The organism is Actinomadura sp. KC345, from assembly GCF_004348515.1.
Taxonomy (GTDB): domain Bacteria; phylum Actinomycetota; class Actinomycetes; order Streptosporangiales; family Streptosporangiaceae; genus Spirillospora.
In genome coordinates this window covers 1-9,835 of the sequence record NZ_SMKH01000286.1, presented here as the reverse complement: position 1 = coordinate 9,835, position 9,835 = coordinate 1, and the positions used below count along the sequence as shown (strand labels likewise).

The 9,835-nt window shown below is 67.2% G+C and carries 11 protein-coding genes; 5 read left to right on the top strand and 6 right to left on the bottom strand.

What is annotated here, in order from left to right:
* Nucleotides 1-157 precede the first annotated feature (157 nt).
* Together E1281_RS32330 and E1281_RS32325 are read left to right on the top strand one after the other, a co-directional pair.
* Entirely contained in the window at nt 158-1,039 is an 882-nt protein-coding gene (locus E1281_RS32330) for a hypothetical protein (protein ID WP_131883511.1), read from the top strand.
* Nucleotides 1,040-1,114: 75 nt separating this feature from the next.
* Nucleotides 1,115-1,450, top strand: a complete 336-nt coding sequence (locus E1281_RS32325) for a hypothetical protein (RefSeq protein ID WP_131883510.1) — start codon at nt 1,115-1,117, stop codon at nt 1,448-1,450.
* A gap of 65 nt (nt 1,451-1,515) precedes the next feature.
* Here the strand turns inward: E1281_RS32325 and E1281_RS32320 are convergent, their stop codons facing one another.
* On the bottom strand, nt 1,516-2,487 hold the full coding sequence (locus tag E1281_RS32320; protein WP_131883509.1) for a hypothetical protein: 972 nt from the start codon (nt 2,485-2,487) through the stop codon (nt 1,516-1,518).
* 261 nt (nt 2,488-2,748) lie between these two features.
* On the opposite strand from E1281_RS32320, the gene E1281_RS32315 reads away from it, so the two are divergent.
* Complete coding sequence (locus E1281_RS32315) at nt 2,749-3,780, top strand: DMT family transporter (protein ID WP_131883508.1); 1,032 nt, start codon at nt 2,749-2,751, stop codon at nt 3,778-3,780.
* A gap of 324 nt (nt 3,781-4,104) precedes the next feature.
* On the opposite strand, the gene E1281_RS32310 is transcribed toward E1281_RS32315, so the two are convergent.
* Nucleotides 4,105-4,356, bottom strand: coding sequence for a DUF397 domain-containing protein (locus tag E1281_RS32310; protein WP_131883512.1), 252 nt, complete (start codon nt 4,354-4,356; stop codon nt 4,105-4,107).
* Between the two features lie 32 nt (nt 4,357-4,388).
* Entirely contained in the window at nt 4,389-5,246 is an 858-nt protein-coding gene (locus tag E1281_RS32305; RefSeq protein ID WP_131883507.1) for a helix-turn-helix transcriptional regulator, read from the bottom strand.
* A 198-nt stretch (nt 5,247-5,444) separates the two neighbouring features.
* On the opposite strand from E1281_RS32305, the gene E1281_RS40705 reads away from it, so the two are divergent.
* Nucleotides 5,445-5,726, top strand: a complete 282-nt coding sequence (locus tag E1281_RS40705; RefSeq protein ID WP_165959206.1) for a hypothetical protein — start codon at nt 5,445-5,447, stop codon at nt 5,724-5,726.
* Nucleotides 5,723-6,229: an ATP-binding protein gene (locus E1281_RS32300; protein WP_165959205.1), complete on the top strand. Its 507-nt coding sequence runs from the start codon at nt 5,723-5,725 to the stop codon at nt 6,227-6,229. The genes E1281_RS40705 and E1281_RS32300 overlap by 4 nt, the downstream gene beginning before the upstream one ends.
* A 22-nt stretch (nt 6,230-6,251) precedes the next feature.
* Here the strand turns inward: E1281_RS32300 and E1281_RS32295 are convergent, their stop codons facing one another.
* The 3 genes from E1281_RS32295 to E1281_RS32285 all read right to left on the bottom strand — a co-directional run bounded on the left by E1281_RS32295 (nt 6,252) and on the right by E1281_RS32285 (nt 9,809).
* Nucleotides 6,252-7,454, bottom strand: a complete 1,203-nt coding sequence (locus tag E1281_RS32295; protein WP_131883505.1) for a hypothetical protein — start codon at nt 7,452-7,454, stop codon at nt 6,252-6,254.
* 304 nt (nt 7,455-7,758) lie between these two features.
* Nucleotides 7,759-8,562, bottom strand: a complete 804-nt coding sequence (locus E1281_RS32290; RefSeq protein WP_131883504.1) for a hypothetical protein — start codon at nt 8,560-8,562, stop codon at nt 7,759-7,761.
* A gap of 443 nt (nt 8,563-9,005) precedes the next feature.
* Nucleotides 9,006-9,809: a hypothetical protein gene (locus E1281_RS32285; RefSeq protein WP_131883503.1), complete on the bottom strand. Its 804-nt coding sequence runs from the start codon at nt 9,807-9,809 to the stop codon at nt 9,006-9,008.
* Nucleotides 9,810-9,835 lie beyond the last annotated feature (26 nt).

Sequence of the window (9,835 nt, the reverse complement as noted above, 5' to 3'; positions counted from 1 at the left end):
CCCCCCACCCGAACCGTTACCGGCCCGACGACCTACAGGGCGCCGTCCTCCCGCGCATCTGCACCACGAACAGGGACATGCCAGAACATCTCCTCCATCTCCCCATGTAACGATCTTCGCTCTCCGTGGCGGCACGACCACCGATAGCGTCCACCCCGTGCCCTCCACGAAGCATGAGGTGCCGCTCGAGTTGATCCGGAACCGGCCCGCGCTGGCCCCGGAACTCCTCCAGGCGGTATCCGGGATCAAGCCCCCCGAGTACGAGCAGATATCACTGGGATCGGAGACGCTGACCGACTGCAAACCCACCGAATACCGATGCGACTCGACCGTCCTGCTCGGTGACCCCGAGAAGCCGGATCTCGCGATCGTCGTCGAGACCCAGCTCGACCAGAAGGAGCGCAAGCGCTACACGTGGCCGGTCTACCTGGCCACACTCCGGGCGCGGCAAGAGTGCCCGGTGACGTTGCTGGTGCTGTGCCCGGACGAGAAGACCGCCGCCTGGTGCCGTGAACCGATCGAGACCGGGCATCACGGCTGGGTCCTGCGCCCCTGGGTACTCGAACTCACCGAGGTCCCCGCCGTCACCGACCTGGACCAGGCCCGTTCCCTGCCGGAACTGGCGATCCTGAGCACCGTCGCGCACGCCGACGGCCCGGACCAGAAGGCCGTCCTGACGGCCTTCGCCGAAGCCCTGCAGGTCACCGACCGCGACAAGGGCGAGTTGTACCATGACTACGTGCTGTCGCAGCTCTCCGGAGCCGCACGACGCTGCTTGGAGGAGATCTTGCAGGCCGACACTTACGAGTGGGAAAGCGACTTCGCCCTCAAACACATCGCCGAAGGCGAGGCCAGGGGCGTGGTCAAGGGCGAGGCCAGGGGCGAGGCCAAGCTGCTACTCACCGTACTGAAGACGCGCGGCTTCACCATCGACGACGACCTCCGGGAACGCATCACCTCCTGCCAGGACCACGAACAGCTCCACACCTGGGCCCGCCGCGCCACGGAAGGCGAGCCTCTCGACCGCATCTTCACCTGACAGGCGACCGGCCGTCCGTCTCTCCGCCAAGTGGGCTGTTCATTCCCGTCCTCGCAGGTCTGCTCTAGTGGCAGCTTGCAGGACGCGTACAAGCCCTCCACGTTCGAGCATGGACGTGGAGGGCTGCGGCGGGTGCAGACGAGGCCGCACGACGCTGCTTGGAGGAGATCATGCAGGCCGACACTTACGAGTGGGAAAGCGACTTCGCCCCCCAACCACATCGCCGAAGGCAAGGTCGAAGGCCGGGCCGAAGGCAAGGCCGAACTGCTTCTCATCGTCCTGGAGTCGCACGGCTTCACCATCGACGACGACCTCCGGGAACGCATCACCTCCTGTCAGGACCTCGAACAGATCCACACCTGGGCCCGCCGCGTCGCGACCGCCGACTCCCTCGACGAGATCTTCACCTGACCGGCGAAGGGACGCACCGGCTGATCTGGCCGCTGGTCATCCCCGGCAAACGCGAGGCCACCGCGCTAAGGCCCGGCGTGGAGCAGCGGGTCAGTCACCGGCGCGGGACAGCGACGAGACGACCTCGCCCAAGGCGGCCCGGTCGGTGGGGGCGGGCGTCCTGGCCCCGAGCCACTCCCCCACAAGCCGCAAGCGTCCCCTTCCGAACCGCCCTCGATCACGAAGTCCGGTCCGGCGAGCCGAGCGACCTCGGCATAGTCGTCGCCGTGGTCTGTCAGCGTCCACCCCGTCCACTGCGATTCCACCAGGCGCCGATCGTGCGGACAGTCGAGGGCCCACCAGTCCAGCCGCCGACTCCCGACATCCAGATAGGCGCCATTACGAGGTACCGCTCCCAGCACCGCACAGTCAGCCGCTTCTTCCTGCTCGATTTCCAAACGGGCAGGCCCGTGGAGCAGCATTTCGTCCATTCCGTTGATCCAGAGCCCCCCGAACGACAAGCGGCCTCCCGTTCCCCGCACGGCGACGACGGTCTCGGCTGCCGCCGCAAGGTCGTCGTCCTCCGCCGGAGGTAACGCCCACTGCGACCGAGGTGGGGCGATCATCGGTTCGTCCAGGTAGAGGACGGTGTCGTACGGCAGCCCGAGGTGATCCATCACCTCATGCAGCCCACGCGGGATCCAGGCGATCTCCCAACCGCGCGGCCACAATCCCCGCACGATGCGCAGCCAGGCACGGATCTCGTGGACGGACGTGTGGTGGTCATCCATCTCGTGAAAAGTATGGACGAGCATCTGCCGCTTTCGCAGATCCACAAGGAGCACGCCCTGCCACCAGACCGAATTCATCCAGAAGTCGGGAGTGCCGCCCTCTTGACTCTGAATGAATTCCAGCGTGCGCTCCGGCCCCCACAGCACGTCGGTGAACAGCGACAAGGCACCACGCCGCCGCGACCAGACACGGCGCTGCTTACCGTCCAGCACGACGTAATGCGCATGCCCGCCACCCATACGACGCAACCTTAGCCACACCGTCAACGTCCATCCGGGCCCCGCCCGCCTGGTCATCGCGGACATCGACCGGGGGTGTCACCAGACCCGGTGAACGTTCGTCGTCACCCGCACCAGAACGCATGGCACGACCCTGCGCGCAGAGTCGCTGCGGCTGTCGGCGGCGTGAATGTTGCGTCCCGGGCCTCGTCCAGGACGGTCTCCTCTGCCTGATCTACGCGGTCAGGCACCGGCCGAACAGCCGGGTGAACAAAGGAGAGCCCAATGCGCAAACTCATGGGAGCGCTCATGGGAGTGCTCACCCTGACCCTAATATCATTAGGGTCGGCGAATGCCACACGCCTCTATCCCGAGTACTCGCCCGCCGCGGTGGGTGCCCTGATCACAGTTCTTGGAGCCGTCTTCTTCAGCCTGGCCACGCGTTTCCGCAGCCAGGCGAGAAAGCGCGCCGCCGAGTTCCGATGGGACCGGGCTTACTGGAAGTGGGTATTCATCCTGATGGTTCCCTCCCTCCTCCAGGGGCAGCTGCAGCAGGCCGCCCTGAAACGCGTGGGTGTCGGAACCATGATGACGCTCGTGGCACTCGGGGCGCTGGCCCTGTCGACGTGGCGGCTGGTCTTCCCCGAGCGCGGACCGGGCCGGCGACGGCATGTCGTGTGGTTCGTGATCGGGTTGGTCGGCGTCGTACTGTTGGCCAGGCCGTTCACCGATGGGGCCGAATCCTGGGGTCTGGTCATGGCGTGCCTGGTCTCCGCCATCGGCGTCAGCGGCACGATCGTGTCGGGGAAGCTGACCGAGCTGGGCGACCTCACGCGGGTCGTGGAGCTGATGGGGTGGAGCGCCGCCTGCCTCGTCGGGGTACCGGTCCTCGTCTGGACGGACGATCACTGGATGACCTGGCGGGTGCTGTCGACCGTGGCGCTCACATCGGCGCTGTTCCTGGTCGCCAACTTGGCGTACGTCCGTGCCTACGAGCTCGCCCGGTCCGATGGGCTGATCAGCACGGTGCAATGTCTCAACCCCGTGGTGGCCTGTCTTGTCGGGCTACTCGTCGGGACCGGCGTGGCGCCGAACCTCTACGGGTGGATCGGCGCCGGCCTCGTGGTCCTGGCGTCCGCCGTCGCTGCCCGGATCCTTCTCCAGGGGAGCGACCACACCGGTCTGCCGGTCAAGAACGGTGTCTGGACGGAGGACCGTTTCGACACCGGCGGGAACAGCCCTGCGTGGATCGCCGGTCTTGACACCGTGATCCGCGTGCCGGACATCTGGAAGACAGATGAATGGCTTTTGTGGAAGGACCCGCCTCGCCTGACGGCTTGACCGTCGCCTGGACAGGGCGTCCGTCACGCCTTCTGGCGCGACGGACTACGTGACGTCCAGCCGTGACGCCACGCGATCAGCGGTGGAAGCGGGCCGATCCTGCTTCCACCGCCTTTCCATTTTGATCCGCCCCCAGCAGTTCAGGGCCTCGCGATCGGCTGGCCGCTCTACGCCACCACCGGGCCCATGGCGATGGAGGGCACCATCTGCGCCATTCCGGGCGGCTGTTCACCGACTGATGGCGGGCATCGGTCGCGTGGAAGCGCCCGTGACCGATTCACTCGAAGCCGTGGTCGTCGACGGCCGACGCCGCGAGGATTGCCGTCAGGAGAGGTCGACGCGACCGCTCTTCACGGTGTCGAGGAAGGCGCCCCAGGTGTCGGCACCGAAGCCCAGCACCGGCCCGTCCGGATCCTTGGAGTCCCGCGCCAGCACCACCGCATCCCCTATGCCGATCTCAACACAGTTGCCCTCGTCGGCGCTCCAACTGCTCTTGCGCCATGTACCGACCTCGACGCAGTGGCCTTCCTCCGCGCTGTAGCTGCTCTTGTGCCACTGTACGAATGAGTGCTTCATGATCACTCTGCACTCCTGTCCGGTTTTCGGGGTTATGAGAAATCGTCAGCCACCTTAGCGATCAGCGCAAGGGACTCGTCGGGGCCGAGCGCCCGAGAGCGAAGATGATCGAAGACGTCGGCATATACGTCGACGTCGGAAGGGTCCTCCAGATAGATGCTCCCCAGGCGGTACTGGATGTAGACGATGTCGGGGTCGGCGGGCTCAGGGAAGCGTAGAAGTGTGCAGGCTCCGTCCATGGACGGGTGGGCACCTACAGAGAACGGCAGGACCACGAGATTGACGTGGTGAAGCCGAGACAACTCGGCGAGGTGGTGGAGCTGCTTTCTCATGGTGTTGCGTCCACCGACCTGCCTCCGGATCACCGCCTCGTTGAGGACGGCCCAGACCTTGAGAGGATCGTTGCTGACAAGACGCTCCTGTCGCTTGAGGCGCAGTGCAACTCGGTGCTCGATCTCCTTCTCTGACCATGTCCGCAGGCTGGCGTGGAACAGAGCCTTGATGTAGTCCTCCGTCTGCAGGAGGCCGGGGACGAACTCGGATGCGTAATCCGAAATCTCTGCAGCTTCCTCTTCGAGGCCGACGTAGACCTCGAACCACTCGGGGATGGAGCCCGAGTACCGGTGCCACCAGCCGCGTTGGCGGCTCTGGCGGGCGAGGGTGACGAGGACGTCGGTGCGCTCGTCGTCCAGGCCGTAGAACTTGCAGAGCGCCATGATGTCGGCGACCTTCGGCGCGTGGACGGCGGCCTCGATGCGGCTGACCGTGGCGGGGGCGATGTCCGCGAACCTGGCCGCCTCTTCGCGGGTCTTTCCCGACTCTCTCCGCAATCTCCGCATTTCAGATGCGAGTCGTCGCCTGCGGACCGTGGGACTCGTCCGACTTGCCACGTTCGTACCTCCGCTAGGTATATGCCCATCGAGCGGACCATGATTCTTTGAGCGAGTTCACTTTCCTGGGTTTACAAACTCATCCCGTCCGCTCCATGCTCTGACCGTAGCGAAAATCACGCACGGTAGACGGGTGATCACGGAAGAAAGCCGGGTGAATCGTGGTCGTCCGCGTGCCTGGAGAAGGGGCGTCCGACGATGTCAGCGGATCAGCGGCCGCATGCGATGCGGTACAGCCTCCTGGCTGATCTGTGTTACAAGCTGGGGGAACGTCAGCAGTGCACCTCGATGCTCGTCCACCCGTCGCGCGGTGAGGCCGTGCTGTGGGTCCCAGAGCGGGCATGGCCGCGCACATGGCTTGGGGTCGCGGCGGTCGACCACCGGGGGCGGTGGCTCTACATCTTCGGCGGGCAGTGGTGCATGGCCGGGAACGTCGCGGAGACCGCCGCGCGGGTGGCGTGGGCGGTGGGCGTCCGATGAAGCACCTGGGGACGTGCGTCATCCCGTCCACCCCGAAGAACGTGGTGAACGGGCGGCGCTGGCTGCTGGAGCGGCTCGAGCCGCTGCTCGGGGCGGAGCACAGCGCCTACGATGACAGCGTCCTGCTGCTTTCCGAGACGCTCACCAATTCGATCGTCCATGGCAACGGCCACCTCGTGGAGGTGGACGCCTACGTGGGCACGGCGAACGTCCGGATCGAGGTCACCGACGAGGGCGGCAGCACCGTGCCGCACCACGTCGACGATCCGGACGGCGAACACGGGCGCGGCCTGCCCATCCTGTCGATGCTCGCCAAGTCGTGGGGATTCGAGCAGCTCGACGACGGCCGGCTGCGCGTCTGGTTCGAGGTCCCGCACACCGCGCCGCCCGATACACGCGCCAGCAGGCCGGAGGACGTTCCGCCTCCGCCTCGTCCCCGTGACGGAACCCATGAGGGCGGCACTCTCGCGGCGAACACCTTTGCTCACTCCGACGATCGTTGACCGCATGCCCCGCCACGGCCGGTCAGTCTGGGGCGGGGCGTTTCGGCCAGCGGGACAGGGCGATGAGGGCGAGGCCCGCCAGGAGGAGCAGGACGGTGTAGAGCCAGAGGTGGCCGGGTTCGCGGAACAGTTCCGCGTTCGGTCCGCGCCTGCCGGTGCCCTGCCAGTGGGCGAGCAGGCCGCAGGCACCGATCACCGTCGCGAACATCAGGGGGCCCAGGACGGCCGGGGAAAGGGCGTCCTGGGTCAGCCACACGCCCAGCGACGCGATCGCGACGGTGGCGGTGGCTGCGAGGAGGGCGAGCATGAGCAGGGTCATGCCGTCTGGACGGATCAGCATGGTGACGGCGAGCGCCAGCGCGCAGGCGGCGCATCCGGCGAGGGCGGCCCAGCGGCGCCAGGACGGGAACGCGACGGCGACCCCCGCCACCACGCCAAGCGCCACCAGGAACCACATGAGGACGTAGTTCGAGTTCTCCGACTGGATGACCGCGCTCGCCGGGCCGGAGACCCCGACGACGATCACCGCCGCCACGACGACACCGGCCGCCGCGCGGAGCCCGGCCAGAGCCGCTGCCGCCAGTCCCGCGCCCAGCAGCAGCCAGCACGCGGCGACACCGAACCCGCCCTTCACCGTCTCCATGCCGGCGGCCGGGACGAACGCCACTGCGGCGACCGCGCCCGCGGTCGCCGTGCGGAGGCCCATCTTGGGCTCGGCGCCCGACCGCGGGGCCAGCTCGGGCCGTCCGTCGTAGCGGTAATGCAAGGCCAGCATCAGGAGCGCCACACCGATCGCGGTGGCCAGAAACGCGAAGTGAAGCAGGATCTGGACGGCCTCCGAGAAGTCCAGCGGGAAACCGCCGGGCTGCACGATCGCGATGTGCGCGATCCACACATCGGTGGCCGCGCCGAAGACCTGTGCGCCGACCCCGGCCCCGATCAGGATCGCGCCCGCGCCCGGCGCGCCGATGTGGACGAGCCGCACCCCCGCGGCCAGCGTCCCTAGTAACACGAGCTGCGCCCCGGCGGTGACCGAGCCGAAGTAGAACCAGGCCGCATCGCCGAATAAGGCGTCCCTTGCGACGACGTACACGACCTCGGTGGGGAGGGTCAGGGCCACGCCCGCCACCAGGAGCCATGGCCAACTCCGCCGCATCGACCACCACAGCGCCGCGAACCCGGCGGCCGTCACCCCCGCGACCACGGCCGCCTGCCCGGCTGACACGACACCAGGGTTGATGCGCAGGACGTCCGCGAACCCGGCCGCGCGCCCGACGTCACCCCGGGGTCTCGCCGAGTTGGCGACAGCGCCGAACGTCCCGACCGCGCACGGCAACACCGCTCCGATGACCCACGGACGACTCGTCTCGAACCCCCTGTTCGCTCGCGATGCCGTGTTCTCCATGCTGGTCTCCGGCGGTCGTGGCGGCAGAACGGCAGGCATGCCCTGACGAATCGATGTAGCTGAAAGCGGACGGCCGTGCCCGCGGGGTCGCCGCGGGCACGGACCGGTCGAGCGCTGATCGGGCTCAGAGCTGGCTGTACTGCTTGGAGACGATGTACTCGTTCTGGACCGTGGTGTTGGTGCCGGCGGCTGCGGGGAATCCGCCGATCTGGTTCACCAGCCAGTCGGCGACGCCGCCGCCGAACACGCAGCCCTTGGCGCCGGGCACCGAGAACGAGTTGTCGACGCTCTGGGCCTGCAGCACGCTGGGCGGCGGGTCCGACCGCGCGATCCTCGGGTCCTCCCCGGTGATCGGGGTGTTGGGCGCGGGCGGGTCGGTCGTGCCGGTGGTGAGGTTCAGCATGATCGGGTTGCTGTTGGTCCCGACCGTGCAGTTGCTCCCCAGGAAGGGGTTGATGAGCCGGACCTTCACCGCCATGTTGATGGCGAGGTGGCTCCCGGCCGCCGGAATCTCGAACGAGCCGGCGTACTCGACCTTCGCATACACGGCACTCAACAGCGGGTCACCGAACAGACCCGGCTGCACCAGCATCTTCGGGGCGTCGAGGCCGCCGAAGATGATCTCGCTCTCGAAGGTCTCGGCGTTGAGGGTGCTGGCGTAGGTGAGCCTGATCGGCTCCTCGATCTCCTGGTCGAAGTTGCCGACCTGGAAAGTGCCGCTGGTGACGACGGCCACCTGACACCGCGAGTAGAACGGGCTCGCCCCGGCGGGCAGGGGCGGGCAGTCGGAGAAATCGAAGCTGGCCGGGATCGGGTCCGGGTTGTCCGCCGCAGCGGGCGACGCCATCCCGAAAGCCAGCAGCGCAGCGCCGAACACGGCCGGAACCGCCAGCCGGAGACCACGCCTCCGGAAACGAGTGAACTTCACCAGTCCATCCTTTCTGGTACCGGTAGGAACGAGAGAGACCCTGGACTTCCTACCGGAGGGTAATACCAGAACAAAGACCGATCAATACATTGAACCCGCTCAAGATTGAAATCGCCTTCGCTTGTTAGACGCTACCAATAGCGACATTCGCGAGAGCGGTCGCATTATCACTCACCGCATATCGCGAGGGTGCACCTGACCCTCGTCACACAAATGGCGGTGGTGGAAAGGCCATACTCGCCGCAGACCGGTGACGGACTGCGGCGAGTCGGCCTGGCCGCATCAGAACCCGGGGTGGTGCGGGCAGGTGCGGCCGGTCCCGGTGGCTTTCGACGGGGGATCGGGCCCCGTCAGAGCGAGCCACGTGATCGTCGTAGCTGAAGGGAGGCTGACCGTGCCGGCGACATTCGCTGCGGGCGCGGTCAGAGTTGACTTCGCTCGACTCAGAGCTGGCTGTACTGCTTGGAGACGATGTACTCGTTCTGGACCGTGGTGTTGGTGCCGGCGGCTGCGGGGAATCCGCCGATCTGGTTCACCAGCCAGTCGGCGATGCCGCCGCCGAACACGCAGCCCTTGGCGCCGGGCACCGAGAACGAGTTGTCGACGCTCTGGGCCTGCAGCACGCTGGGCGGCGGGTCCGACCGCGCGATCCTCGGGTCCTCCCCGGTGATCGGGGTGTTGGGCGCGGGCGGGTCGGTCGTGCCGGTGGTGAGGTTCAGCATGATCGGGTTGCTGTTGGTCCCGACCGTGCAGTTCCTCCCCAGGAACGGGTTGATGAGCCGGACCTTCACCCCCATGTTGATGGCGAGGTGGCTCCCGGCCGCCGGAATCTCGAACGAGCCGGCGTACTCGACCCTCGCATACACAGCGGTAAGGAGGGGGTCGCCGAACAGGCCGGGCTGCACGAGCATCTTCGGGGCGTCGAGGCCGCCGAAGATGATCTCGCTCTCGAAGGTCTCGGCGTTGAGGGTGCTGGCGTAGGTGAGCCTGATCGGCTCCTCGATCTCCTGGTCGAAGTTGCCGACCTGGAAAGTGCCGCTGGTGACGACGGCCACCTGACACCGCGAGTAGAACGGGCTCGCCCCGGCGGGCAGGGGCGGGCAGTCGGAGAAATCGAAGCTGGCCGGGATCGGGTCCGGGTTGTCCGCCGCAGCGGGCGACGCCATCCCGAAAGCCAGCAGCGCAGCGCCGAACACGGCCGGAACCGCCAGCCGGAGACCACGCCTCCGGAAACGAGTGAACTTCACCAGTCCATCCTTTCTGGTACCGGTAG